The following is a 23141-nucleotide window of genomic DNA, read 5'->3' as shown; positions in this document are numbered from 1 at the left end:
GATAATCAACCCCAAGCCTGTTCAGATGGCTTGGGTTGAATTGACTTGGTAGAGACAGACCGACAAAGGGGAACAGGGTGGAATTGCAAGCAATGGGACAGGCAGCCAGGCAGGCTGCTTTTACACTGGCAACGACAGCAACAGCGCAGAAAAATCAGGCGCTGGCGTTTATCGCCGATGAACTGGAAGCCCGTCAGGCAGAAATTCTGGCAGCCAATGAAAAAGATCTGGCTGCGGCGCGCGAAAGCGGCATGTCTGAGGCGTTGCTGGATCGGCTGATGCTGAATGCATCGCGTCTTGCGGCCATCGCCGGTGATGTGCGCAATGTGATTGGTTTGCCGGATCCCGTTGGTGCCGAGTTGGATTCTCGTGTGCTGGAAAATGGTATGCGCCTGAGTCGCCGCCGTGTTCCGTTAGGTGTAGTGGGTGTGATTTATGAAGCCCGCCCGAACGTGACGATTGATATTGCAGCGCTGTGTCTGAAAACCGGTAACGCCAGCATTTTGCGCGGGGGACGGGAAACCTTCCATTCCAATATGGCGCTGGTCAGTGTTATTCAGCAGGCGATGGAAAAAGCGGGCCTGCCTGGCGCATCGGTGCAGTATATTGCCAAACCGGATCGCGAGCTGGTCTCTGAGCTGCTGACCATGGATCAGTATGTCGATATGATTATTCCCCGTGGTGGTGCCGGCCTGCACAAAATGTGTAAAGAAAAAAGCACGATTCCTGTGATTATCGGCGGCTTTGGTATCAGCCATGCCTTTGTCGATCAGTCTGCTGATTTGGTGCGCGCGCTGGATGTGGTGGAAAACGCCAAAGTGCAGCGTCCGTCCGCCTGTAATGCTCTGGATACACTGCTGGTTCATGACGCGGTGGCAGCCGATTTTCTGCCTGCACTGGCAGAGCGCATGAACCAGAACAAAGTGACGTTGGTCGCTGAGGGTAAGGCGTTGGAGATGCTGCAAGGTCAGGCCGCTCAGCTGCGCGAGGCACAAGAGGGAGATTTTGATACCGAGTGGCTGAGTTATACCCTGGGGGTGAAACTGGTGCCTGATGTGGAAGCGGCTATCCGTCATATGCAGGATCACAATGCCAGCCATTCCGATGCCATTCTGACCAATGATCTGATGTCGGCTGAGCGTTTCATCAATGCCGCAGGTTCTGCCGCTGTGTATGTCAACGCTTCAACCCGGTTTACCGATGGCGCACAGTTCGGACTGGGCGCAGAGGTTGCGGTGTCTACCCAGAAACTGCATGCGCGAGGCCCTATGGGGCTGGAAGAGCTGACAAGCTACAAGTGGGTTGGGCAAGCGGATTATCTGTGCCGCCGCTGAGGCCAAGACAGCGCTGAATGAGTAAAATAACCGGTTCAAAGCAACCGGTTATTTTTTGTCTGTCGCATCGTTCTGATCTGCTGCATCGTCCTGGGGGTGTTTATGCTTCAGGTTCTCGACTTCCTGCTGTTTTCGTAACAGCTCCTGGGTTTTGTCATGGCGGCCAAATTTCATATTGGCCGTGTATTTAATGGCGGCAATATTGCTGACCACCACACTCACAATGATGATAGAGATAACCCAGGGATTGAGCAGCCATTCCATCTCAGACCTCACAGATGTTGTTGATGTACTTACTATAAAGCGTATCAAGGTTTGCCAGAATATGCGATTTTCCTGCAACAGGTTGATCGCCTATCACAGTGGCAAGCTGGCTTGGCGTTAGCTGTTCCCGAAGCGACTGACTGACAGGAAAATAGCTGATATGCCAGGGCTCGACAGCGACACCTCCTAAATCAACGGCATAAGGCCGGTAAAAACCAAAACGGCCCATATTGTCCGTCAGCCAGGTGTTGAACGCAGCCTGATGTCCGCCTTCTTCGTATTCCCAGGGCTCTAACTGTAACTGGGTGTCTTGCGGCAGGCAGTTGCTGGCATAGACATCCAGATCCGTCCCCCAATGATGGCGGCTGGCACCGGGCAGGGCCGACCAGCGTAAAATCGCCCGGATCTTATCAAGTTCGCTCAGACAGCTCGTATCCAGCGGCTGGCTGCAGCTGTCCAATATAGGACGCACGCCGTTGAACTTGTTATTCCAGATCAGCATCTGGCGCTCAAAGGAGCGAAAAGCGCTGGCAATCGTCAGCGCAAACCCGGCGTCAGTGGCCGCCTGCTGTAAGGCGGCCAGCGCAGCATGAACGTCCTGATGAATCAGGCGGTGCTGATACTCACAGAGATGGCTTTCATCCAGCCCTGTGAGTTGCTCCAGCGTCAGTGTGCTTTTACTGAGTGTCATGCCAGGGCTTTTTCCATCACTTTCTGGTACATATCGGTGAGCTTTTCCAGATCGGCCATCTTCACACATTCGTTGACTTTGTGAATGGTGGCATTCACCGGCCCCAGTTCGACCACCTGTGCCCCGGTGCGGGCAATGAAACGGCCATCCGAGGTTCCGCCTGTGGTCAGCAGTTCAGGACGCTTGTGATTCACGTCTTCAATGGCGCAGACCACGGCTTCGAGTAAGGTGCCTTCGTCGGTCAGGAAAGGGTGACCGCTGAAAGTCCAGATAAGATCATAATCCAGCCCGTGGGCATCCAGCACTGAATGGACTTTGCGCTTGATGTCCTCCACCGTCAGCTCGGTACTGAAACGGAAATTGAACTGGACGTGGAATTCACCGGGGATCACATTGGATGCGCCTGTACCTGCAGTGACATTGGCAATCTGAAAACTGGTCGGTGGGAAGTAGTCGTTGCCATTATCCCACACCGCGGCAGAGAGTTCGGCCAGGGCCGGCATCGCTTTGTGAACAGGATTATCGGCCAGGTGAGGGTAGGCAACATGGCCCTGGACACCTTTAACGATCAGATCGCCTGTGATGGAGCCGCGGCGGCCGTTTTTCACCACATCGCCGACTTCATGTGTGCTGGATGGCTCACCGACAATGCACATGTCGATTTTTTCATTACGCGCTTCCAGTGTATCCACCACCCGCGTTGTGCCATTGATGAAGGGGCCTTCTTCATCAGAAGTGATCAGCAGGGCGATAGAGCCTTTGTGATCCGGATTCTCAGCCACAAAACGTTCAATGGCAACTACCATGCAGGCCAGCGACCCTTTCATATCGGCGGCGCCGCGGCCGTGCAGGTAACCGTCAATGACTGTGGGTTCAAACGGCGGCGTGTGCCATTGCGCTTCCGGTCCGGCGGGCACAACATCCGTGTGACCGGCAAACACAAATAAGGGAGCCTCTGTGCCACGGCGCGCCCAAAAGTTGGTGGTATCTTCAAATACCATGGTCTCAATCTTGAAGCCCAGTTTTTCCAGTCGGGCAATCATGACATCCTGACACCCGGCATCTGCTGGGGTGACTGATTGTCGGCTGATAAGGTCTTTGGCCAGGGCGATGACTGGGCTGTCTGACATCCGTGTTTCCTTCTTAATATTGCGTAGTTAATGTGATTGTGAACGTTAAGCAAAAATGGCCTGATACTGATCCGGTTTGAATCCCAGGTGGTAACTCTGGTTGTGAACCAGTAAAGGGCGTTTGATCATGGCCGGTTGTTCCAGCATTAATGTGAGTGCGCTGTCGCGGTTGAGGGTATTTTTCTGCTCGTCACTCAGCTGGCGGAAAGTGGTGCCCCGTTTATTCAGCAAGGCTTCCCAGCCCAGTTCGGCTTCAAAGGCTTCAAGGAGGCTGCGATCCAGGCCGTCAGCACGGTAATCATGAAAACGGTACTCGATGCCTTGCTCATCCAGCCACTTTTTCATTTTCTTGATGGTATCGCAGTTTTTGATCCCGTAGGCGATGGTGCTCATAATCTAACCTGTTTTTCTGTCTGGCAGGAATAATAAAACAAGCCCCTTTTATAACGGGAATGAGCAGGGTTCGCAATGGCAAACCCTGATTGAAATGCGGGATGAGGACTATCTGTCCTGCGTTTGCAGGTAGATGACAGTGGCCGCGGTACGGGAGCCGACGTCCAGCTTTTTCAGCAGGCTTTTGATATGCACTTTCACTGTCGCTTCTGATATGAACAGCTGGACAGCAATATCTTTGTTACGTTTACCCTGAGCGACCAGATGGAGAATTTCTTTCTCTCTGCCGGTTAATGTACTGAGTGGATCGCCGGTGTTGGCGCTGTCTGCCAGATACTGACTGATTTGATGGCTGAATACCTGCTGGCCGGCAACGGCCTGATGCAGTAATACCAGTAGTTGCTCGGGTTCGGTATCTTTCAGAAGATAACCGTCTGCACCGGCTTTGATCAGTGCGCGAATATCACTGGGGTTATCGGAAACAGTCAGGATAACGACTATCGCCTGGCTGTTCTGCTCACGCAGCGCACGCAGGGTATCTAACCCGGAGAGCCCTTTCATATTGAGATCCAGTAAAATCAGATCGGGTTCGTGCTCGCTGGCAGCATCCAGAGCCTGATAGCCGTTACTGGCTTCACCGACCAGCTCAAAACCGGTTTCCAGTTCCAGTAACTGGCCGAGACCGCGACGCATCAAAGGGTGGTCATCAACAATTAAAACCCGGTATGCCGGCGTGTTACTCATGGTTATTATCCTGTGTCTGTAACGCAAATTTCAGTTGAACCAGGCAGCCTTTGCCCGGTGCGCTGGTAATGGTCAGCTGGCCGCCAAGGCTCTCGGCGCGTTCATTCATGATAGACAGCCCGTAATGGGCAGCCTTGCTGTGATCCGGATTGAACCCCTGGCCATCATCGGCAATTTCAACCAGTACATGGTTTCCCTGCTGAAGACAGTCAACGGTTATCGTATTTGCTCCGGCGTGTTTAATAGCATTGATAACCGCTTCTCTGGTCAGGTGGAGCAGGTGAATGTGCTGCGCTGCGGTCAACTGGATTGAGGGCAACTGATTATGAAGCAAAATACTGGCATTGGTTTGATTACGCAGCACGCTCAGCATGTCGTTCAGGGCGTCGCCCAGCTTGCCGGGTTTGACTGACAGGCGAAAGGTATTGAGCAATTCGCGAAGCTGGCGATAGGCCTGCGACAGGCCATTGTCAATATCATTGATCACACCATTGGCAGTTGCCGGTGATGTGGCCAGCTGACGCTTGAGCAGGGTGAGCTGAATTTTCAGATAAGACAGCGCTTGAGCCAGTGAGTCATGCAATTCCCGGGCAATGGTGGCCCTTTCTTCCATCAGCAGCAACTGCTCGTTCTGGACCTGGATCTGATGGGCGTAGAGGGCGCGGCTCAGCAGATGGCCGACACTGATGATCAGTGCCGGGTCCGGACACGGCAAGGTATGCTGCCACCAAAGCGTGCCCAGATGCTGGTTCTCCTGCTTCAGCGCATGATGATGCCAGGACTGATTCTCTGCCGGCTCTCCGGCCTGAAATTCCGTTCGTATACCTTGCCCTTCTTCAGCGACCAGCCTGATAGCGGCGAAGCCTTCCAGCTGTATCAGCCGGTCTAGTACCTGGCTGAAGTGCTTGGCCTGAATGCGGTTCATGGATAATAACTGTGCGCAGTCATACAGGGTTTTCAGTGCGTTGTTGGCTTCCTGCAGCCGGTGCGTTTTCTCTTCGACGGTGCGCTCCAGCGCCTGATAACTTTGCCCCAGTTCTTCAGCCATCTGATTGAACGCTTTAGCCAGGGTGCCAAGTTCATTCTGGCAGTCTTCCTGCACCCGAACGGCAAAATTGCGAGACTGTACCTGCTGGCTGGCGATGAGCAGGTTGTAAAGCGGTGGCACAATAAACCGCCGGCTGTACTGAATCGCAAATAACGCCAGCAGCAGTATCAGCCCCAGGCCCAGCCCGGCAATGATGGCCATTATCTGCAGTTTCTGCTTTGAAAATGCTTGTAACTCATAGACAAAGTGATCGATTCGGTCGACAAATTCGGGTACCTGGTGGATAAAAAAATCAGGGTGCTGACCTGTCAGTTCCGGGCTGATTCGTTGCCAGTCGTCCAGTATGGCCTGATAGCTTCGGGTCAGATCTTCTGGGGTGGTCAGCCCGAACAGGGAGGTCATCGCTGGGGTCGCCAGCGTCTGGCTGAAATGGGCGATATCTTGTGCATCCGCCTTCCCTTTTTCTGCCAGCTGGAATGCCAGCCGGTAGCTCTGCATGCGCAGCGAACCCGCCAGATTGACGACCTCAGCGTCATAACGGCTGGCATTGACAGCAAACATGGTTGCGCCTGTTGTCAGCAGAGAAAGTAACACAATTGCCAGCATGACACTGGCAACCGTTCCCGTGACACTTCCGGCCAGCAGGCTTGACCTTGGCAGGGTATTTGAGGGAGATGAATCCGGACGTTTGGGCACACGTTCTCCTGCTAAGCGTGGGAGGCTTTCCATTTCAATTAGACTGTTTTCGCTGATGGTGAGCATTTTGTGAAGTTAAGCGTTGTACTTTCTTGATCTCAAACAAGCTTAGGCCCGAATTACCTCCTTAGGGGTATGTTACGACCAGAATACCCACAACTAATATATGTCTATACTTTGACTGTTTATCACTGAATGTGTTGCCTTTTAAAGGCAGTGGAACGAATACGTAATTCATATGGCTGATTTAGCACGACGATTCTGGCTCCGGCGAGACAGTGCGCTACAAGCGCCTCGTTTACCCTGGATGATTGACGATCAAGCGTTCACGGACAAGTGTACCCGTTGTCAGGCGTGCCTGAATGCCTGTGAGACAGACATCATTGTGCAAGGCGATGGCGGTTTCCCTCAGGTCGATTTTCAGCGTGGTGAATGTACGTTCTGTTACCAGTGTGCACAGGCGTGTCCGGAGCCGTTATTCCGTCCGCGCCAAGACCCGCCCTGGCAGGTCAGTATCACAATGTCTTCTGCCTGTTTAGCGAAACAAGGTGTGGACTGCCGAACGTGCGGAGACGAATGCGAACCTTCGGCCATACGCTTTGCCTTGCAGCCAGGAAAGGTTGCTCAGCCGGTAATCAGTGACGCAGATTGCACCGGCTGCGGTGCCTGCCTGTCCGTCTGCCCAACTCAGGCCATTCAGATTCAGTCTGTCACTAAAGTGGAATAACACGCTTATGAAGCAACGAAGTGCACCTTGTCATTCAGGTTCAGCGGTATCTGCCGGACCCTCATTTCTGCCTGAAGAAGTTCATATTTCCAGTCTGGTGGTGCATGTCAAACCAGAAGGGCTTGTGCAGGTAAAGGCACAGATCAATGCACTGCCACAGGCCGAAGTGTACGGAGAAAGCACTGTCGGCAAACTGGTTGTGGTACTGGAGACGCCAAGCCACAGAAAAGTGACAGACATTATTGACACTATCAATGCATTTGAAGATGTGCTGACGACGTTTCTGGTATTTCACCAGGTTGAGCAGCAGGGACCTGACTTTGAGGACACACCATGAAAATGACCAGACGGGCGTTTGTTAAAGCAAATGCGGCAGCATCGGCTGCAGCCGTGGCAGGGATCACTCTGCCTGCATCGGCAACCAATCTGATTGTGAGTTCGGATGAAACCAAAATTCACTGGGATAAAGCCCCTTGCCGCTTTTGTGGTACCGGCTGCTCGGTGCTGGTGGGGACGCAGGCGGGCAGGGTGATAGCGACTCAGGCCGACCCAGAAGCTGAAGTTAACCGGGGTCTTAACTGTATCAAGGGCTATTTTCTGTCCAAAATTATGTACGGCGCTGACCGCCTGACAACGCCTTTGCTGCGGATGAAGAACGGCCAATACCACAAAGAGGGTGACTTTCAGCCAATCAGCTGGGATCAGGCGTTCGATATCATGGCTGAAAAATGGAAAGCAGCGCTGAAAGCCAAAGGGCCAACCAGTGTCGGTATGTTCGGCTCTGGTCAATGGACAGTGATGGAAGGCTATGCGGCCTCCAAAATGATGAAGGCAGGGTTCCGTTCAAATAACATTGACCCGAATGCCCGACACTGTATGGCGTCGGCTGTAGTGGGCTTTATGCGTGCGTTCAATATGGATGAACCCATGGGCTGCTACGATGATTTTGAACATGCCGATGCGTTTGTGCTCTGGGGCTCGAATATGGCCGAGATGCACCCTATATTGTGGACGCGTATTACAGACCGTCGGCTCAGCCACCCTCATGTCAAGGTCAACGTGTTATCGACCTATTATCACCGCTCATTTGAGCTGGCGGATAACGGGATGATCTTCCACCCACAGACTGACTTGGCTATCGCGAACTTCATTGCCAACTACATCATTGAAAATGATGCGGTGAACTGGGATTTCGTCAATAAACATACTCATTTCAAACGTGCTGATACCGATATCGGCTATGGTCTGCGCGACGATGATCCTTTGCAAAAAGCCGCTGCGCATCCTAACTCAGGCGTCATGCATAACATGACGTTTGAGGAATACAAGAAATCCGTGTCTGAATACACGCTGGAAAAAACCGTTGAAATGTCCGGCGTGGAGAAAGACAAGCTGATCGAACTCGCCAGGTATTATGCTGATCCGGACACCAAAGTGATGTCACTCTGGACCATGGGTATGAACCAGCATACTCGCGGTGTCTGGATGAATAATCTGGTATACAACATTCACTTGCTGACCGGGAAAATTTCCCAACCCGGCAACAGTCCGTTTTCTCTGACTGGGCAGCCGTCGGCTTGCGGCACCGCGCGTGAAGTCGGTACGTTTGCACACCGCCTGCCGGCGGATCTGGTGGTGACTAATCCTGAACACCGTGCAACGGCAGAAAAAATATGGAAGCTGCCTGAAGGCACTATTCCGCCAAAGCCTGGTTTCCATGCGGTGCAACAGGATCGCATGCTGCGTGATGGCGTTCTTAATGCCTATTGGGTGATGTGCAACAACAACATGCAAGCAGGTCCGAATATCAACAAAGAGCGTCTGCCGGGCTACCGTAGCCCGGACAACTTTATTGTGTGTTCAGACCCTTATCCGACAGCCACTGCCCAGTCTGCGGATCTGGTACTGCCAACGGCCATGTGGGTCGAAAAAGAGGGCGCTTACGGCAATGCTGAACGTCGTACTCAGGCGTGGTATCAGCAGGTGGCTGCACCGGGTGAGTCGAAATCGGATCTCTGGCAAATCATGGAGTTCAGTAAACGCTTCACAATGGAAGAGGTGTGGGACGAGGCTTTGCTCAATAGCATGCCGGAGTACAAAGGCAAGACGATGTATGACGTGCTGTTCCGTAACGGCCAGGTGGATCAGTTCCCGCTGGAGCAAGCGCAGGCGCTTAATGATGATGCCAAAGCGCAGGGGTATTATGTTCAGAAAGGGCTGTTTGAAGAATATGCCAGCTTTGGCCGCGGTCATGGTCATGATCTAGCCCCTTACGATGATTACCACAAAGCCCGTGGTTTACGCTGGCCTGTGGTTGAGGGTAAGGAAACACGCTGGCGCTATGCCGAAGGATCAGATCCTTATGTGCCTGAAGGAAAAGGTTTTTACTTTTACGGTCAGCCAGACGGCAAAGCCAATATTATTTTTGCGCCTTATGAACAGCCGCCGGAAGTACCGGATGAAGAATACGATATGTGGCTGTGTACCGGCCGGGTACTGGAACACTGGCATACCGGCACCATGACCCGCCGGGTACCTGAACTGTACAAAGCTGTGCCGGATGCGGTGTGCTACATCCATCCTGATGATGCGGAAAAACGCAATTTGCGCCGGGGCGATGAAGTCATTCTGACCTCCCGTCGCGGTGAGGTGCGTTGCCGGGTGGATACCCGGGGCCGTAACAGACCACCGGTCGGACTGGTTTTTGTTCCTTTCTTCGATGCCCGGGTGTTGATCAACAAACTGGTACTGGATGCCACTGATCCCCTGTCAAAACAGACAGACTATAAAAAATGTCCAATCAAGATCAGAAAGGCGTAAAGGGAGTCGACCATGAAAATTACATCTAAATTTGCCAGTGGCTTGATGGTCTTGTTACTTGCATTCGGGGCGGCTCATGCCGCTAACGAAGAGCTGGTGGGCGGTAACGGTGGTCTGCATTCGTTACGTGGTCAGACGGAAATTAAAGATACTTTTCCCGGTGAAAACTGGAAAAAGTACCCGAAAGACGGCCAGCCGATTGACAGCGATTATGTGTATCAGCCGCCGCTAATCCCACACACCATACGCAACTACGAGGTGTCGCTGAATGCCAATAAGTGCTTGTCGTGCCACAGCTGGAAATACGCCAACGAAATGGGGGCGACTAAAATCAGCGTGACTCATTACCGCTCTCCTCGCCACGGGCAGGTTTTGTCAGATGTGTCGCCCAGCCGCTATTTCTGTTTGCAGTGCCATGTGCCACAGGCCGATGCGACTCCCTTGGTGGACAACACGTTCAAACGGGTTGATGCCCTGGATGAAAAATAACGACGGAGCCAGTTATGAATATCATTAAACGCTTCTGGCGTCGTCTGAGTTCGCCGAGTAAAGCGGCAGCGGGTGTGGTGCTGTTTCTGGGCTTTATGGGTGGTTTACTGTTCTGGGGGGCATTTAATACAGGGATGGAGGCCACGAACACTGAAGCTTTCTGCTCTGGCTGCCACGCACCCATAGTGAAGGAGATACGTGAAACCATTCATTACTCAAACCGCTCGGGTGTGCGGGCGATTTGTTCAGATTGTCACGTTCCTCATGAGTGGACAGACAAGATTGTCCGTAAAGTCCAGGCATCGAAAGAGCTGTTTGCGTTTGCGATGGGGACGATAAACACCGAGGAGAAATTTCAGGCCAGGCGGGGGCACCTTGCTCACCGTGAATGGAGCCGAATGAAAAACAACGACTCCAAGGAATGCCGGAACTGTCACCAATTTGACTACATGGATTATTCTGAGCAAGGGTCACGCGCAGTGAAACAGCATTCAGAGGCGCTCGCTTCAGGAGATAAAACCTGTGTGGATTGTCATAAAGGGATAGCCCACCGACTGCCTGATATGAGAGACGTTGAAGGCTGGCAATAAGGAGAGAGCAATGAGTACTCTAGAATCGATTATCTGGCATGTACTTGGCTATGCCGCCATGCCCGTGATTATATTAACGGGCTTTCTGATGGTTGCGGTTGTGTCTTTATGGATACTCTCAATCGGTAAAGATAAACCTGGCCGTTAAGTACAGCCATTTCCCTGACCAGGCGGCTTGTAGCTGATAACTAAAGCCGCCAGCCAGGCAGTATAGAGCGGCAGCCAGTCAGTCAGCAATGCAACAAATGGTGTGTGGCCTGTAAGCCAAATTTCACCCAAGTGAAGTACAGCAACGCAGGCCAAACCAAGCAAACAGATAATACGAAACACATTCCGCCCCATACATATATCCTTTGAAAATCTACGGATAAGTATAGATACAAATGCTAATTGTTATCAAGTGCATTTGTGGGCTATTTATACATCACTTAATAAAGTGCCAACCAATGAATCCTGCCCAGGATAACACCAGTAGTATCCAAGCTATCGGACTCTGTGTGACGATTTTCTGCACTTCAGTGTGCTCCGACTGAGCCTGAACCGTGGGATCGGGCGCCGTTTTTTCTTTTAGCTGCTTCTTACGAAACTTATCCCTTTCGCGCGCTTTGGCCTTTTGCTGTTTTTTATAGAGTTCGATGCCCTTCTGAATCCCTTGTGCGATCAGCTTGGTCTGTTCTTTTGTCTGTCCGGGTTTTTGTGTGGCTCTGGCAATTTGCATCGCTTCAGCTTGCGTTTCTGGTGAGGGTGATTGGGTCGTTTTGTTCATTGCGTGCTCGTTAATGGTAAATGTATCGATTTAATAGCATTTTATACCGTTGTTGTACTTGTGCTAAATGGCTGCATTTTGTAGGAATATTCCTACATATTGTAGTGTTTCACATCAACCAGCGTGCGATTTTTTTGGATCACAAGCTGTAGTAAGTGAATGAAATACCATTAGTTATTATCGTGATATTGAAATTGTTGCTTCTGAAGAAATCATAGTACTTTTCATTGTTTGTTAAATATACGTAAAACCGTGATCAAGATTACAGGTTAAGTAATTAATCCGTGCGTTATAACGCAGAACGAATGTCTGTACCTTTGCCAATTGATCCATATCATTTATTGTCAGGAAAGATAAATATGATTTTCCTGTTTCTGAGCGCCACACGCATGTATTCAATAGATGCTTACGACAGCAATGGTCTGCTTAAACCTTCCGGCTTGTTATGGTTAAGTATGCTGTTCAGTGCCAGGGGGTGGGGAGTATTTGTCATGGCTGGTGTAAGCCGGGCACAAGGTGCTGAGCTGCTCCAGTTGTTTTTTCCTCATACTGAGAATTTGTACTTCTTGATGGGGATAGGTTTGCCAGCCGTGTTCCTGATGTGGCTGAGTGGACTGAGACATAAAAATAACAACATGATAAATGGAGTATGGCGGTACGGCAGATTTGTTTTGCTGCTTGGTTATGCTCTTGATTTAATATTGCAAGTGTACCAACTGACATTGTTAAGAGGCGCCTTTAGCTGGCCGGCAGCGGTTACTTTGCTGGCAACCATTTGGCTAATGGCTTATCTGGTACGAAGTTCCCGAGTCAGACATACATTTGCCAATTAGCCTATGGAGAAAGTGTCAGATGAATGATTTGGGAAGAGGAGTTGTGCTGTTTAGCGCCTTACTTAGCCCTTTGGCAATGGCAGACTGGTTATTGAATGTGAACCTGGAGCTGTCAAGTGCAGGTTATCGTCAGTCGGTAGCGACTTCAATACAGTTGCTACCGGGTGAGGAAACAGTGATCTTCGGTACAACTGAAGGTGAGCAGCGGCGAAAGTTTTTCGGTAGTGCTGAATTACTGGAAGTATCCGCAGAAGAAGTCAAAATTAAATTTAAAATCCAGGAGCAACTGGATGATGGTGCCTGGCGGATATTGGCGGCACCAGTGATTTCGACCGGGCTGGATACACCAGCATCATTTGAGTCGTCGCAAGACGATGAACTGAACTCAGTAAAGCTGCAAGTTGCCGTGATGTCAGCGTAAAGTTTCAGCATATTCTGGATAAATGTGATAAAAGCGCCTTTTTGGCGCTTTTTGCTTTTTCTCTGCAACATTTTGTCGAAAATGAGCGTTTTTCTGACTTGGCTGTCCATGATCAATATGCTTAACTCAGAGTAAATTACAATATACTTTTCTTCTTGGGTGCTGCAATCAGACTGGTTGTATTATCAAAGAGCTGAGTATAGAAAAACGCAATATTGGGAGAATGAATGTGACGCCACAAAGTGCCATTTTACCTGAAGCGGGCCCGTATTCCTTGGTCTGTGTGTTTAACCTTGTAGGAAATAAAGACAAGGTTATACGTCAGTGCCAGGGGCTGCTTGAAGTAGCGGAAAAGCTAAATCAACAGCACGTGAGTGCCTGTATTCACCTAAGCTTTGGTTTCGGCAAAGCGTTCTGGCAACAATTTGAAAAAGGGTGTCCTAACGACTTTGAAGAGTTTGTGCCTTTGGGAAGCGGTGATGTTACTGCGCCATCCACGGGCGGTGACTTGCTGCTTCATGTTCACTCTAATCGGCATGACCTGAATTTTCATCTGCTGAGCAGCTTCATGCAGCCCATAGCTTCGGAAGTGGAATTGATCGATGAAACGAATGGCTTCCGGTATCTGGACGCCCGTGATCTCACCGGTTTTATTGACGGCACTGAGAATCCGAAGAAACAAGCGGCCAGACAAGAGATTGCAATCATTCCTGATGGGCCATTTGCCGGAGGAAGCTTCGTGATGCTCCAGCGGTTTGTTCATAATTTACCTGCCTGGCATGCTGTGAATGTTGCTCAGCAGGAGCAAATTATCGGGCGCACTAAACCAGATTCAGTTGAGCTGGATGAGGTTCCGGCTGACTCACACGTGGGCAGGGTGGATCTGAAAGAAGAGGGGAAAGGGTTAAAAATTGTACGTCATAGTTTGCCATACGGCACTGTGAGCGGTGAACATGGCTTATTGTTTATTGCCTATTGTGCGCAGCAACGGAACTTCCGCGAAATGCTCGACAGTATGTATGGTGAAAAAGACGGGCAGACTGATAAGCTGCTGGATTTTACCAAGGCGGTTACCGGCGCTTACTTCTTTGTACCCTCGACAGAAATGCTGATGCAGCTGCAGGGATGATTTTGATCATTCAATGATGCAAAAATGCCGCCTGAAAAGGCGGCATTTTATTAACTCATACTTTACATCAAGGTGTTTTACTTCTTGATGCGCAGTACAGGTGTTTCACCCACGGTGACGGCGCCGGACAGCTTACTCAGCTCTTTGATTTCATCCATATTAGAAATCACCACAGGCGTAAGAGTAGACTTCGCTTTTTCTTCTAGTACAGCCAGATCGAACTCAATGATAGTGTCACCCACTTTCACTGTTTGACCTTCTTCTGCTATACGTGTGAAGCCTTCGCCTTTCAATTCAACGGTATCAATCCCGAAGTGAACGAACAGCTCTACACCGTCATCAGACTCGATAGAGAATGCGTGGTTGGTTTCAAAGATTTTACCGATTGTGCCGTTTACCGGGGCAACCATTTTGTTACCTGCTGGTTTGATAGCGATACCGTCACCAACAATTTTCTCAGCAAAAACAACATCAGGCACATCTTCGATATTTACGATTTCACCTGAAAGCGGGGCGATGATCTCAATAGCACCAGTTTCATTGGTGTCGTCAGAAACCAGCTTCTTCAATTTGTCAAACAGACCCATAGTGTTGCTCCTAAGCGTTGTTATTCTATCTGCAGCTATCTTAGCAGATGGTTTTTTCTGCGATAAATGTCTCTACGTGTGCTTCGATTTCCGCGGCAGTTGGCAGAGCAAGTGCTTGCTCGGCCATCAGCTTCACATCAGCAAAGTTACTGTTACGAATCACTTTTTTGATGCGTGGGATTGAAATCGCACTCATGCTGAACTCATCAAGGCCCATACCAAGCAATAGCAGGGTCGCACGATCATCACCAGCTAACTCACCGCACATGCCAGTCCATTTACCTTCCTTGTGGGAAGCATCGATGACTTGCTTGATGACAGTTAACACTGCGGGTGACATTGGATTATATAGATGAGAAATCAGCTCGTTACCACGGTCAACAGCCAGAGTATACTGGGTTAAGTCGTTTGTACCAATGCTAAAGAAGTCAACTTCTTTGGCTAAATGGTGAGCAATTGCTGCTGCAGCTGGTGTTTCAACCATGACACCAACTTCAATCTTGTCGTCGAAAGCAATGCCTTCTTCACGGAGTTCTGCTTTGTAGGTTTCCAACTCGTTTTTCAGTTCACGAATCTCTTCGACAGAGATAATCATCGGGAACATCACACGCAGCTTACCGTGTGCAGAGGCACGCAGTATAGCGCGCAGCTGAGCACGCAGGATTTCACGACGATCCAGGCTGATACGCACTGCGCGCCAACCCAGGAATGGATTCATTTCTTTTGGCAGGTCCATATACGGCAGATCTTTATCACCGCCGATATCCATGGTGCGGATGATCACTGACTGACCAAGCATGGCTTCTGCCACATCTTTATAAGCCTGATACTGTTCGTCTTCGGTCGGCAGTGAATCGCGGTCCATGAACAGGAATTCAGTACGGTACAGACCAACACCTTCGCCACCGTTACGGTTTACGCCTTCACAGTCTTTTACTGTACCTATGTTGCCGCACACCTCTACCTGCTGGCCATCAAGGGTAATTGCCGGCAAATCTTTCAGTTTCGCGAGTTCATCTTTTTCTGCCTGATACTCATCGCGAATGGTTTTGAACTTTGCCATTTCGTCTGCTGACGGATTAATAACGATTTGGTTATTAATGGCATCCAACACCAGCATGTCACCGTTTTTCACTTGTTTGGTGATGTCGTTCGTACCCACAATGGCAGGTAATTCGAGTGAACGAGCCATGATTGAGGTGTGAGACGTGCGGCCACCGATGTCGGTAGCAAAACCCAGCACGTATTTCAGATTGATTTGCGCCGTTTCTGAAGGCGTCAGATCGTTGGCCACCAGTATCACTTCTTCATTGATGGCACTCAGATTGACTATGTTGATACCCAGTGCGTTTTTCACCACACGATTACCGATATCACGGATGTCGGTGGCACGCTCTTTCAGGTACTCATCATCCAGAGATTCCAGCGTGGTTGCCTGCTCTTCAATGATAGCGTGGATCGCACAGGCGGCTCGTGCTTTGTTATCTTTAATGAAGGCTATGATTTCCTCTTCAAGCTCTTCATCTTCAAGCAACATGATGTGGCCTTCAAAGATGGCTTCCTTCTCTTCACCGAAGGTAATACGTGCTTTCTCTTTGATAACGTTGAGTTGCTCAGAAGATTTCTGACGCGCATTGAAGAAGCACTCAATTTCTTTTTCGATTTGATCGGCAGAAATGGGTGACTTGTCGAGAGTAATCTCTTCTTCCTGCAGTAGCAGCGCTTTACCAAAAGCGATGCCAGGAGATGCCAGGATACCTGAAATCATAGCCTTACCTTAAATTTAACAAACAACTAGGGAAATAATGTACTGCGGCCGATTAGTGCAGCTGGTCCATCAGGGCAACCAGGTGATCAACAGCTTCCTGAGCTTGTGAACCTTCAGCTGAAATGGTGACCACAGTACCTTTAACCAGGCCTAGTGTTTGCAGTTTGAACAGGCTTTTAGCACTTGCGCTTTTACCATTAGAAGTCACTGTGATATCAGCGTCAAAACCTTTGGCTTCTTTAACGAATTGCGCAGCAGGACGAGTGTGTAGGCCGTTTTCTGCAGTGATCTCAACTTGCTTCTGATACATTTTTCACCCCGATTCTTAATATCGTATTATGTAATAATCACGTAACTGAAAGTAAGCTTAATCCCAATAGCGAAAGCTTGCTAATTTAGGTTCTAATTTCACATTCACTTACATTGATTTAGTCTATGTCTGAAACCCATTCTAAGAGGTTTGTGATCCGGCAAACATCGACCAGGTCAATTTTCACTCTTTTATTTCGATGCTGAAAATAAAAGCGTGGTCGGATTTATATTAAAGCTAAGGTCAAAAAGCAATAAAAAAGCCCCTATTGAGGGGCTTGACTTTAACAAATGCTTATCAAAAATGGCAGTTTTGTGATCACTGTTGGGTTTCTTTTTCTGTAAAGATACCAGCGAACAATGCCGATGAGAGATAGCGCTCACCTGAACTCGGTAGCACTACAACAATGTTTTTACCAGCGAATTCCGGGCGCTCTGCAAGGCGGTTTGCTGCAACCACAGCGGCACCTGAAGAGATACCTGCCAGAATGCCTTCTTCTTCCATCAGACGCTGAGCCATAGCTATCGCATCTTCCGAGCTGACACGCTCTACTTCATCAATCAGAGACAGATCCAGGTTGCCAGGGATGAAGCCTGCGCCGATACCCTGAATTTTGTGCGGAGCCGGTTTGATCTCTTCACCGTTCAATGCCTGAGTAATAACGGGAGATTCGCTTGGCTCAACGGCAACCGTGGTGATGGCTTTACCTTTCTGCTGTTTGATAAAGCGGCTAACACCAGTCAGAGTACCACCGGTACCTACACCAGAAACGAACACATCAATGTCGCCTTCGGTTGCATCCCAAATTTCCGGGCCTGTGGTCTTTTCGTGAATTTGCGGGTTAGCAGGGTTATCAAACTGCTGCAGCAGCAGGTATTTTTCCGGATCAGAAGCGACAATTTCTTCTGCTTTCTCAATCGCACCTTTCATGCCTTTTGGTGCTTCGGTCAGAACCAGGTTGGCACCGAGTGCTTTGAGCAGTTTACGACGCTCCAGACTCATACTCTCTGGCATCGTCAGAGTCAGTTTGTAACCGCGGGCGGCGGCAACAAAGGCAAGGGCAATACCTGTGTTACCACTGGTAGGTTCAACCAGCTCTACACCTTGTTTCAGCACGCCACGTTTTTCAGCATCCCAAATCATGTTGGCACCGATACGGCATTTAACGCTGAAGCTTGGGTTGCGTGATTCAATTTTTGCCAGAACATTGCCTTTGCTGACACGGTTCAGGCGTACCAATGGGGTATTACCAATTGTCAGAGAATTATCTTCGTAAATCTTACTCATGCTTGTCGTTCCTTGGTGACACGTTATCAACAAATGATAGTCAAAGCATAATCGCTGACCACGCATTGGAAAGGAATTTATTGTTATATCTTAGAGTTATAAGAAAAGGTGTGAACTGTGCCGCTTTATTATTCCTTATGAGTAATATGAAGTGATACTGAGAGCATATTGACTGAGCAGAGGTCGCGAGAAGAGAGGAGCAAAAACTCCTCTCAGGCAGGGTTTACTGACGACGGTTGAGCATGGGCTGCCGGTAATGATCAACCCACATGGCTGTTGCGCCGCAAACGGCGACAGGCATGACAAACAGGTTCAGAATCGGTGTCATGGTACACAGCATGACAAGGCTGCCGAAGCTGAGGGATTTGCCGCGACGCTCTTTGAGGGCATCACGCATGGTATTGAAGGGGATCTTGTGGTTGTCGAAAGGGTAGTCGACATACTGAATCGTCATCATCCAGGCACTGAACAGAAACCACAAAACCGGGCCAAGTGTCTGCCCCACCATAGGAATCCATAGCAGTATCAGTAAGCCCAGGGCTTTGGGCAGGTAATACCTCAGCTTGACCCACTCACGGTGCAGGATACGGGGGAGATCTTTGATGATTGCCCCGATTCCGGCGTCAGGCGGCGCCTCCCCAGTCAGCTTGGCTTCCAGGTGTTCGGCTAACAGTCCGTTAAACGGCGCGGCTATCCAATTGGCAATTGTACTGAAAAAATAGGACAGTATGACCAGCAATGCGATGGCTAATAAAGGCCACAGCAAATAAGACAACCAATCCAGCCAACCGGGCAAGCTGGATAGCCAGCCGTTAATCCAGTCATCCAATTGAGTCAGTGTGTATCCGAATGCGGCACCAAAAAGCAGGATATTGATTAATAGTGGAATGATCACAAAACGACGCGTGCCTGGCTGTATCGCCAGAGAAACGCCGCGAAAAAAATAACCTGCCCCGCCAATGGGTGTGGTGTTGTATGTCGCTTTAGACATCGTTGGTCTCCTACTGGATTTCCTGTTGCAATGCCAATATAAGGCGTCAGGATATGGATGCAGGCATAGTAACGGTATCTATAACGACTAATCAATTGGGGCGTATAGTCTCTTAAGTCAAATTTGCCAGCAGTTTGGCGGAAAATTGTGCTCAAATGCACTATATGACATCAATCACAACATTGAACTTCTCTTTCGGATTTGAGTTTTGATACATTAAGGATAATACCTTCATGAGATAGGCTGTTTAGTTCAACAAAAAATCTCAGGTGTGACTCGCTAAGTTGGTCTGCGTCTGAACAGCAATCGTATTCAGACTGAATGGATTCACTGCTTCAGGCCGTCTTTGTCAGGTAAACAAGTTATTCAGAGTATTCATAATGCAGGAATTGCGTCTGGTTCTAATTATTGTGGGAGTGCTGGCTATTTCAGCGCTTCTGTTGCACGGATTGTGGTCAAGCCGGAAGGACAAACCCGCCAAGTTCGGCGAGAAGCCCATTGGCCGACTGGCAGAGGGTAAGGAAAAAGATAATGAAGGCTTTGATCAGGACGGAATAGGTTCTGTCAGGGTTGTTGCCGGTAGCCCGGTTCCGGAAGGAGCAGCAAAGCGGGCCGAGCGAAGAGAGCCTGAGCTGCATTTCGGTGACGAACTGGAGATCGATCCTTTGTTCAGTGCCGCCGCCGATCCTGTTGATCAAGAACGCAAGCCGGCCTCATCCAGTTCGGCGACTGAAGTAGAATCTCATCCGGTAACGCCAACCGAACCGCCAAGGAAAACTGTTCAGGAAACTGTTCAGGAAACTGTTCAGGGATCTGTTCAAGAGTCGACTCAGGCCTTGGTACAGGAATCGGTACCGACGAGAGACCCAGCACCGGAAAACGTCTGGCAGTCAGTGCCGGAAACCATTCACGACCATGCACAGGCTCAGGATTCAGAACCGTCATTCACTGTGTCGGGTGAGGTTTCAGACTCAGATTCTGCACCGGAGCACACATCATCTGCTGCCGAACAGGGTGGAGTGCTTTCACAACAGTCAGAAGCTGACATAGCTGTGGCGCAAAAAGTACAGGCTGAAGAGGCGCCGCCTGAGCCTGATTTCCTGGTTCTGAATGTTCATGCCCGCGGTGGTGAAATGCTGACGGGTGTGAAGTTGTTCCAGTGCCTGGAACGGCATCATCTGATTTATGGTGAAAACTCGGTTTATCATCGCCATGTTGATCTGGCAGGTACCGAGCCTGTGCTATTTACTGTCGCGAACATGGTCAGCCCAGGGTACTTCCCGCAAGATCAATTGGATGAGTTTGCTACACCTGGCATTGCTTTTTATCTGATGCTGCCTTGCCACGGCCGTGCCGATGACAATTTCAATCTGATGCTGCAAACCGTACAACGTATTGCGGATGAGATGGGCGCTGATATTTTGGATCACGAGCGTAATCTGATTACGCCACAGCGCTTGAAAGGTTACCGGGAAAAAGCGAAAAAATACCTGTAACAGGTGTGAATATTGCCCAGAATTTATCAATAACAGGGCCCCGGTTAGGGGCCCTGTGTTTTAGTGTTCAGGAATCGGTAATATGACTAATAAAGGTGAGTGATGGCCCATTGCACTCAGGTGCTACCGCCACAAACAATACCGTCCTGATACCCGCTAGTGATAGCGATAAGAATTGATGTAGGAAAAGAAAAATGACAGACATCCAAGCCAGGCTGATCTCCCTGCGTGAGCAGCTTGCTTATCATGGCTACCGGTATTACGTTCTGGATAACCCTGAGGTTCCGGACGCTGAGTATGATCGTTTAATGCAAGAATTACTGGCGTTGGAAGCTGCGCATCCTGAACTGATTACGACTGACTCACCCAGCCAGCGTGTTGGCGGTGAGCCTTTGGCGGCTTTTACCCAGATCAATCATGAATTGCCTATGCTGTCGCTGGATAATGCATTTTCTGACGAAGAATTGCAGAGCTTCGACCGCCGAATCCGAGAGCGTCTGGCAGCAACAGCTGCAGTGTCTTATTGCTGTGAACCCAAACTGGATGGCCTGGCCGTCAGCCTGATGTATGAAAACGGCGTACTGGTTCAGGCCGCTACGCGTGGCGATGGCACCACGGGCGAGAACATTACCGCCAATGTTAAAACCATTCGCGCCATTCCATTGAAATTACGCGGCAGCGACTGGCCGGTGCGACTAGAGGTGCGTGGTGAAGTCTTTATGCCGAAAAAAGGCTTTGAAGATCTGAACGCCCGGGCAGCAAAAAAAGGTGAGAAAGTGTTCGCGAATCCGCGTAATGCGGCTGCAGGCAGCCTGCGCCAGCTGGATCCGCGCATCACAGCGACCCGGCCTTTGAGCTTTTATGCCTATTCAGTTGGCGTTGTTGAAGGCACGGAGCTGGCAGGCAGCCAGTATGAGCGCTTATGTCAGTTAAAAGAGTGGGGCCTGCCAATGTGCCCTGAAACACGGTTGCTGCATAACCTGAGTGAAGTGATTGGCTTCTATCAGGGGATAGGTGAAAAGCGTCAGGCGCTGAGTTATGAGATAGACGGGGTTGTCATTAAGGTTGATGGTATCAGTCATCAGCAGCAACTGGGATTTGTTGCCAGAGCGCCAAGATGGGCCGTGGCGTATAAGTTCCCGGCACAGGAAGAGCTGACGCTGCTAAATAATGTTGAGTTCCAGGTAGGCCGGACCGGGGCAATTACGCCTGTGGCGAAATTGCAGCCTGTCATGGTTGGTGGAGTCACAGTGAGCAACGCTACGCTGCACAATGCCGATGAAATTGCCCGTCTGGGCGTCATGATTGGCGATACTGTGGTAATCCGCCGTGCTGGCGATGTCATTCCGCAAGTCGTCTCTGTGGTGCTCTCTCGCCGGCCTGATGATGCGCAGGCCATAGTGTTTCCGGAAACCTGTCCTGTTTGCCAGTCTGCACTTGAGCGGGTGGAAGGAGAGGCGGTGACACGCTGCTCTGGCGGTCTGATTTGCCAGGCTCAGCGTACAGAAGCCTTAAAGCATTTTGTATCACGCAAGGCGCTGGATGTGGATGGCTGCGGTACTAAGGTCATTGAGCAACTGGTCGACAAAGAAATGGTCGAAACGCCAGCCGATTTATTTAAGCTGTCTGCCGGGATACTGACAGGTCTTGAGCGCATGGGGCCAAAGTCAGCCCAGAAGCTGGTTGATGCATTCCAGAAGGCAAAACAGACCACCCTGCCTCGTTTTCTGTACTCACTGGGGATTCGGGAAGTGGGTGAAGCGACCGCTGCAAATCTGGCAAAACATTTCTTCACATTGGAAGCCGTAATGGCCGCCACGCCGGAGCAACTTGTTGAAGTGCCTGATGTCGGGGCAATAGTTGCTGCCCACACGCATAATTTTTTCCAGGAAGAGCATAATCGGGCTGTGATCTCTGACTTGTTAAACCAAGGGGTTTACTGGCCAGATATTGAAAAGCCGGCTGATGATGCGGAACTGCCTCTTGCCGGAAAGGTGGTGGTGCTGACCGGCACACTTTCCCAGCTCAGCCGTTCCGGTGCCAAAGAGGCATTAGAGGCGCTTGGTGCCAAGGTTACAGGCAGCGTTTCCAAGAAAACGGATTTGCTGGTTGCGGGAGAAGCGGCAGGTTCCAAGCTGACCAAAGCACAAGAGCTGGGCATTGAAATCTGGGATGAAGCGGAACTGCTGGCCAGACTCGGATCCTGATTGTTTATTTAAGCTGTGAAAATAGATGAAAGCCTGTCTGACTGAGACAGGCTTTTTATTTATTGGTTTGGTGAATAACTTTTTTCGAATCATGTTTTTTATGATCGGATGAAAAGCATTTTAATAGCGATATCAGAATAAATTAATGGAAATTTAACAAAAATGGCATAAGAAGTAAGATCTTACATTTATGTGAAACGATTGTTGCAACATGCATAAAACTACTATCAAGATCTCATTAATGAGATGGTTGTTTTTATAAGTAGTTGTTATTTATCGGTTATTGTTTGGGTTTATTGGTGTTATTGCAGTTTCATGACTAGGATCACTGTTACTGGATAAATTTGCGCTGAATCATATTTTTTTAACGACAAATTAACTTCTGATTGATGTTTTGCGCTGCGAAAGTAGTCTTAGCTG

General features: G+C 49.8%; 25 protein-coding genes. 12 read left to right on the top strand and 13 right to left on the bottom strand.

The genetic code is table 11. The features are described 5' to 3' along the window. Positions 1-77: 77 nt before the first annotated feature. The gene (locus tag KCG43_RS05590) at positions 78-1334 is read left to right on the top strand and encodes a glutamate-5-semialdehyde dehydrogenase (protein ID WP_192014656.1); all 1257 of its coding nucleotides are present in this window, start codon (positions 78-80) and stop codon (positions 1332-1334) included. 48 nt (positions 1335-1382) lie between these two features. Here the strand turns inward: KCG43_RS05590 and KCG43_RS05585 are convergent, their stop codons facing one another. The 6 genes from KCG43_RS05585 to narQ form a co-directional block, all read right to left on the bottom strand. Next, positions 1383-1598 carry a DUF2897 family protein gene (locus tag KCG43_RS05585; protein WP_192014657.1) on the bottom strand — a complete coding sequence of 72 codons (216 nt, stop codon included), beginning with the start codon at positions 1596-1598 and terminating at the stop codon, positions 1383-1385. A gap of 1 nt (position 1599) precedes the next feature. Next, complete coding sequence (locus KCG43_RS05580) at positions 1600-2289, bottom strand: M15 family metallopeptidase (protein WP_237794774.1); 690 nt, start codon at positions 2287-2289, stop codon at positions 1600-1602. Next, positions 2286-3419 carry a succinyl-diaminopimelate desuccinylase gene (gene dapE / locus KCG43_RS05575; protein WP_218383793.1) on the bottom strand — a complete coding sequence of 378 codons (1134 nt, stop codon included), beginning with the start codon at positions 3417-3419 and terminating at the stop codon, positions 2286-2288. The genes KCG43_RS05580 and dapE overlap by 4 nt, the downstream gene beginning before the upstream one ends. Positions 3420-3464: 45 nt before the next feature. Beyond that, positions 3465-3812: an ArsC family reductase gene (locus KCG43_RS05570; protein WP_161455596.1), complete on the bottom strand. Its 348-nt coding sequence runs from the start codon at positions 3810-3812 to the stop codon at positions 3465-3467. 108 nt (positions 3813-3920) lie between these two features. Next, the gene (locus tag KCG43_RS05565; RefSeq protein ID WP_218383792.1) at positions 3921-4556 is read right to left on the bottom strand and encodes a response regulator; all 636 of its coding nucleotides are present in this window, start codon (positions 4554-4556) and stop codon (positions 3921-3923) included. Continuing rightward, on the bottom strand, positions 4549-6300 hold the full coding sequence (narQ, locus tag KCG43_RS05560; protein WP_218383791.1) for a nitrate/nitrite two-component system sensor histidine kinase NarQ: 1752 nt from the start codon (positions 6298-6300) through the stop codon (positions 4549-4551). The genes KCG43_RS05565 and narQ overlap by 8 nt, the downstream gene beginning before the upstream one ends. 238 nt (positions 6301-6538) lie before the next feature. On the opposite strand from narQ, the gene napF reads away from it, so the two are divergent. From napF to KCG43_RS05530, 6 genes are read left to right on the top strand one after another with little or no spacing between them, the layout of a single operon-like run. Then, on the top strand, positions 6539-7027 hold the full coding sequence (gene napF, locus KCG43_RS05555) for a ferredoxin-type protein NapF (protein ID WP_192014662.1): 489 nt from the start codon (positions 6539-6541) through the stop codon (positions 7025-7027). Positions 7028-7034: 7 nt separating this feature from the next. After that, positions 7035-7364: a chaperone NapD gene (locus KCG43_RS05550; protein ID WP_218383790.1), complete on the top strand. Its 330-nt coding sequence runs from the start codon at positions 7035-7037 to the stop codon at positions 7362-7364. Next, positions 7361-9847 (top strand): periplasmic nitrate reductase subunit alpha, encoded by a 2487-nt coding sequence (gene napA / locus KCG43_RS05545; RefSeq protein ID WP_218383789.1) that lies wholly within the window; start codon positions 7361-7363, stop codon positions 9845-9847. Before KCG43_RS05550 ends, napA begins: the two co-directional genes overlap by 4 nt. A gap of 12 nt (positions 9848-9859) precedes the next feature. Next, positions 9860-10336: a nitrate reductase cytochrome c-type subunit gene (locus KCG43_RS05540; RefSeq protein ID WP_192014665.1), complete on the top strand. Its 477-nt coding sequence runs from the start codon at positions 9860-9862 to the stop codon at positions 10334-10336. Positions 10337-10350: 14 nt separating this feature from the next. After that, a complete protein-coding gene (locus KCG43_RS05535; RefSeq protein ID WP_218383788.1) occupies positions 10351-10926 on the top strand; it encodes a NapC/NirT family cytochrome c in 576 nt (191 codons plus the stop codon). A gap of 10 nt (positions 10927-10936) precedes the next feature. Beyond that, positions 10937-11074, top strand: a complete 138-nt coding sequence (locus KCG43_RS05530; RefSeq protein ID WP_081669337.1) for a TIGR02808 family protein — start codon at positions 10937-10939, stop codon at positions 11072-11074. Here KCG43_RS05530 and KCG43_RS05525 read toward each other — a convergent pair. Further along, positions 11071-11268 carry a hypothetical protein gene (locus KCG43_RS05525; RefSeq protein ID WP_218383787.1) on the bottom strand — a complete coding sequence of 66 codons (198 nt, stop codon included), beginning with the start codon at positions 11266-11268 and terminating at the stop codon, positions 11071-11073. The genes KCG43_RS05530 and KCG43_RS05525 overlap by 4 nt on opposite strands. A gap of 82 nt (positions 11269-11350) precedes the next feature. After that, entirely contained in the window at positions 11351-11692 is a 342-nt protein-coding gene (locus KCG43_RS05520; RefSeq protein ID WP_192014667.1) for a DUF2956 domain-containing protein, read from the bottom strand. Between the two features lie 305 nt (positions 11693-11997). Between KCG43_RS05520 and KCG43_RS05515 the strand changes: the two genes are divergently transcribed. The 3 genes from KCG43_RS05515 (at position 11998) to KCG43_RS05505 (ending at position 14075) form a co-directional block, all read left to right on the top strand. After that, positions 11998-12525, top strand: a complete 528-nt coding sequence (locus KCG43_RS05515; RefSeq protein WP_225445036.1) for a DUF2919 domain-containing protein — start codon at positions 11998-12000, stop codon at positions 12523-12525. A 19-nt stretch (positions 12526-12544) separates the two neighbouring features. Further along, complete coding sequence (locus KCG43_RS05510; protein WP_192014668.1) at positions 12545-12946, top strand: hypothetical protein; 402 nt, start codon at positions 12545-12547, stop codon at positions 12944-12946. Between the two features lie 223 nt (positions 12947-13169). Next, on the top strand, positions 13170-14075 hold the full coding sequence (locus KCG43_RS05505; protein ID WP_218383785.1) for a Dyp-type peroxidase: 906 nt from the start codon (positions 13170-13172) through the stop codon (positions 14073-14075). A gap of 77 nt (positions 14076-14152) precedes the next feature. On the opposite strand, the gene crr is transcribed toward KCG43_RS05505, so the two are convergent. The 5 genes from crr to cysZ form a co-directional block, all read right to left on the bottom strand. Next, positions 14153-14662 carry a PTS glucose transporter subunit IIA gene (gene crr, locus KCG43_RS05500; RefSeq protein ID WP_046219564.1) on the bottom strand — a complete coding sequence of 170 codons (510 nt, stop codon included), beginning with the start codon at positions 14660-14662 and terminating at the stop codon, positions 14153-14155. A gap of 40 nt (positions 14663-14702) precedes the next feature. Beyond that, positions 14703-16430, bottom strand: coding sequence for a phosphoenolpyruvate-protein phosphotransferase PtsI (gene ptsI / locus KCG43_RS05495; protein WP_192014670.1), 1728 nt, complete (start codon positions 16428-16430; stop codon positions 14703-14705). 52 nt (positions 16431-16482) lie between these two features. Further along, positions 16483-16740 (bottom strand): HPr family phosphocarrier protein, encoded by a 258-nt coding sequence (locus tag KCG43_RS05490; protein ID WP_027253897.1) that lies wholly within the window; start codon positions 16738-16740, stop codon positions 16483-16485. Between the two features lie 318 nt (positions 16741-17058). Next, a complete protein-coding gene (gene cysK, locus KCG43_RS05485; RefSeq protein ID WP_027253898.1) occupies positions 17059-18027 on the bottom strand; it encodes a cysteine synthase A in 969 nt (322 codons plus the stop codon). 223 nt (positions 18028-18250) lie between these two features. After that, positions 18251-19018 (bottom strand): sulfate transporter CysZ, encoded by a 768-nt coding sequence (gene cysZ, locus KCG43_RS05480; RefSeq protein ID WP_218383783.1) that lies wholly within the window; start codon positions 19016-19018, stop codon positions 18251-18253. 380 nt (positions 19019-19398) lie between these two features. Between cysZ and zipA the strand changes: the two genes are divergently transcribed. After that, complete coding sequence (gene zipA, locus KCG43_RS05475) at positions 19399-20514, top strand: cell division protein ZipA (protein ID WP_218383782.1); 1116 nt, start codon at positions 19399-19401, stop codon at positions 20512-20514. Positions 20515-20708: 194 nt separating this feature from the next. Next, positions 20709-22721 carry an NAD-dependent DNA ligase LigA gene (gene ligA, locus KCG43_RS05470; RefSeq protein ID WP_192014673.1) on the top strand — a complete coding sequence of 671 codons (2013 nt, stop codon included), beginning with the start codon at positions 20709-20711 and terminating at the stop codon, positions 22719-22721. Positions 22722-23141: the final 420 nt, after the last annotated feature.

This window comes from Photobacterium sp. WH24 (assembly GCF_019204055.1).
Classification (GTDB): domain Bacteria; phylum Pseudomonadota; class Gammaproteobacteria; order Enterobacterales; family Vibrionaceae; genus Photobacterium; species Photobacterium arenosum.
The sequence above is the reverse complement of the archived record's forward strand: the minus strand, read 5'-3'. Positions and strand labels throughout refer to the sequence as shown.

Bases quoted from the DNA above. Each gene is read 5' to 3' on its own strand.
- KCG43_RS05585 (WP_192014657.1), bottom strand. From the start codon at position 1,598: ATGGAATGGCTGCTCAATCCCTGGGTTATCTCTATCATCATTGTGAGT.
- KCG43_RS05580 (WP_237794774.1), bottom strand. From the start codon at position 2,289: ATGACACTCAGTAAAAGCACACTGACGCTGGAGCAACTCACAGGGCTG.
- dapE (WP_218383793.1), bottom strand. From the start codon at position 3,419: ATGTCAGACAGCCCAGTCATCGCCCTGGCCAAAGACCTTATCAGCCGA.
- KCG43_RS05570 (WP_161455596.1), bottom strand. From the start codon at position 3,812: ATGAGCACCATCGCCTACGGGATCAAAAACTGCGATACCATCAAGAAA.
- KCG43_RS05565 (WP_218383792.1), bottom strand. From the start codon at position 4,556: ATGAGTAACACGCCGGCATACCGGGTTTTAATTGTTGATGACCACCCT.
- napF (WP_192014662.1), top strand. From the start codon at position 6,539: ATGGCTGATTTAGCACGACGATTCTGGCTCCGGCGAGACAGTGCGCTA.
- KCG43_RS05550 (WP_218383790.1), top strand. From the start codon at position 7,035: ATGAAGCAACGAAGTGCACCTTGTCATTCAGGTTCAGCGGTATCTGCC.
- napA (WP_218383789.1), top strand. From the start codon at position 7,361: ATGAAAATGACCAGACGGGCGTTTGTTAAAGCAAATGCGGCAGCATCG.
- KCG43_RS05540 (WP_192014665.1), top strand. From the start codon at position 9,860: ATGAAAATTACATCTAAATTTGCCAGTGGCTTGATGGTCTTGTTACTT.
- KCG43_RS05535 (WP_218383788.1), top strand. From the start codon at position 10,351: ATGAATATCATTAAACGCTTCTGGCGTCGTCTGAGTTCGCCGAGTAAA.
- KCG43_RS05530 (WP_081669337.1), top strand. From the start codon at position 10,937: ATGAGTACTCTAGAATCGATTATCTGGCATGTACTTGGCTATGCCGCC.
- KCG43_RS05525 (WP_218383787.1), bottom strand. From the start codon at position 11,268: ATGGGGCGGAATGTGTTTCGTATTATCTGTTTGCTTGGTTTGGCCTGC.
- KCG43_RS05520 (WP_192014667.1), bottom strand. From the start codon at position 11,692: ATGAACAAAACGACCCAATCACCCTCACCAGAAACGCAAGCTGAAGCG.
- KCG43_RS05515 (WP_225445036.1), top strand. From the start codon at position 11,998: ATGTCTGTACCTTTGCCAATTGATCCATATCATTTATTGTCAGGAAAG.
- KCG43_RS05510 (WP_192014668.1), top strand. From the start codon at position 12,545: ATGAATGATTTGGGAAGAGGAGTTGTGCTGTTTAGCGCCTTACTTAGC.
- KCG43_RS05505 (WP_218383785.1), top strand. From the start codon at position 13,170: ATGAATGTGACGCCACAAAGTGCCATTTTACCTGAAGCGGGCCCGTAT.
- crr (WP_046219564.1), bottom strand. From the start codon at position 14,662: ATGGGTCTGTTTGACAAATTGAAGAAGCTGGTTTCTGACGACACCAAT.
- ptsI (WP_192014670.1), bottom strand. From the start codon at position 16,430: ATGATTTCAGGTATCCTGGCATCTCCTGGCATCGCTTTTGGTAAAGCG.
- KCG43_RS05490 (WP_027253897.1), bottom strand. From the start codon at position 16,740: ATGTATCAGAAGCAAGTTGAGATCACTGCAGAAAACGGCCTACACACT.
- cysK (WP_027253898.1), bottom strand. From the start codon at position 18,027: ATGAGTAAGATTTACGAAGATAATTCTCTGACAATTGGTAATACCCCA.
- cysZ (WP_218383783.1), bottom strand. From the start codon at position 19,018: ATGTCTAAAGCGACATACAACACCACACCCATTGGCGGGGCAGGTTAT.
- zipA (WP_218383782.1), top strand. From the start codon at position 19,399: ATGCAGGAATTGCGTCTGGTTCTAATTATTGTGGGAGTGCTGGCTATT.
- ligA (WP_192014673.1), top strand. From the start codon at position 20,709: ATGACAGACATCCAAGCCAGGCTGATCTCCCTGCGTGAGCAGCTTGCT.